This is a genomic window from Mesorhizobium sp. M4A.F.Ca.ET.090.04.2.1 (genome assembly GCF_003999085.1).
GTDB lineage: Bacteria > Pseudomonadota > Alphaproteobacteria > Rhizobiales > Rhizobiaceae > Mesorhizobium.
Map to the genome: position 1 here is coordinate 1 of NZ_RZOT01000899.1, position 1,128 is coordinate 1,128.

The 1,128-nt window shown below is 64.7% G+C and carries 1 protein-coding gene and 1 pseudogene; both read right to left on the bottom strand.

Annotated elements, in window-relative coordinates:
- Positions 1-816: pseudogene (locus EN781_RS32985) on the bottom strand (translocation/assembly module TamB); the annotation flags it as partial.
- A partial coding sequence (locus EN781_RS32990) for a BamA/TamA family outer membrane protein (protein WP_145965806.1) occupies positions 816-1,128 on the bottom strand: 313 nt, incomplete at its 5' end. The pseudogene EN781_RS32985 and the gene EN781_RS32990, both read right to left, overlap by 1 nt.

The window sequence follows — 1,128 nt, forward strand, 5'->3', positions numbered from 1 at the left end:
CTCCACCATATGGCCCTTGTCGGTTAGCTGGTGGCGTCCGGTGAGCTGGGTGACGATCTGACCGTCGACGACGAAAGTGCCGATGCCGCTCCAGTTGCCCAGCGGTCCTGTGCCGGAGACGACGATCTCGACCGGCGGCTGGCCCGGCAGTTGGAGCAGATTGGCGATGATGCCGCCGGCCGGCTCCGACGCCTTGAGATCGAGGTCGAGCTTATTGTCGGCCGGCGCGAAATGCAGCTTAGCGTCGACATTGCCTTGCTTGCCGTCGTGGCGGGTGACCTTGAGAACCGTATCGACCGAGAGCGGCGCGGCTTCGGCCTTGACGAATCCCTTTGCAGCAAGTTCGGCAATGCCGCTGCCGGCCAGCGCCTCGCCCAGCGCGATCTCCGGCAGGTCTACCTGCTTCACGTCGATCGAAACCGGCAGCGATGTCGTGCCGCTCTCCGCCGGCTGATTGCTCGCCAACGGCAGCCGCGCCAGTTCGATCCGCTCGGCAGCAAGGCGGTCGGCGCTGAAGTTCTTCGTCAGAAGCGCCAGCGGCGACCAGTCGAGAGCCACCTTGCGTGCCACCAGCCAAGGTCCGCCGCGGTCTTCCACCACGATATGGTCGAGCCTGAGCGCGCCGGACCAGATGCCGTCGATGCCGCTGACGGTGACCTTGCGCTCATCGCTCGACGCCAGGTTCGAGATCATGCCGGCGAGATTGTCGCGCCCGCTCTCGGTCTTGGTCAGCACGACCAACGCGCCGACCGCCGCCGCCACCACGATGAGCAGCGTGTAGAGAAAAATGCGAAGGATGCGCCAGAACGTCTTCATCAGAAGGCCTGACCAATGCCGGCATAGATGCCGAAACGCGGGTCGCCCGGTCCGCGATTGAGCGGCACCGCCGCATCGACACGCAGCGGCCCGAACGGTGTAAGATAGCGCACGCCGACGCCGGCGCCGACCTTCATATCGGCAAAGTCCGGAAACGACTTCGTCGAAACGGTGCCGGCATCGACAAACGGCACGATGCCGATCGTGTCGGTGATGGCGATGCGCATCTCGACCGAAGTCTCGAAGAAGGAAAGCCCGCCGATCGGCTGTCCGTCAATGTCCTTCGGGCCGATGCCCTGATAGGCATAGCCC